A 322-nucleotide genomic window follows, 5' to 3' on the forward strand; every position below is an offset into this window, starting at 1 on the left:
TGTTGTACCATCTAATCCTTGTCCACTTTGTTGTACTTGGTTAAACGCTTCAATAAAAGCATTTGCCATTGTATCAAGATCTTCTAACATTTCTGTATACGTTCCTTGGATCTCTCCAGTTGCATTGAAATCATGACCATAGGAATCAATTAATCCCTTTAGTGAACCATTAGAATGAAGTATATTAATAGGCTGCCCATTCACACTGACACCTACAACAGCTGAATACGGCTCTTCACCGTAACTTACAGATAATTCATTTACTTTGCCTCCACCATTATTTCCATCAAGTAATGTAACAGGTGGAGTAAATGAATTTCCT

Annotated in this window: 1 protein-coding gene; it reads right to left on the reverse strand. The window is 36.6% G+C overall.

The window, feature by feature from the left end; all coding sequences use genetic code 11:
* On the reverse strand, positions 1–322 hold a 322-nt coding region (locus JKP73_RS22370; protein WP_438874677.1), incomplete at both ends, for a FlgK family flagellar hook-associated protein.

Source organism: Virgibacillus salexigens (assembly GCF_014905415.1).
GTDB lineage: Bacteria > Bacillota > Bacilli > Bacillales > Amphibacillaceae > Virgibacillus > Virgibacillus salexigens.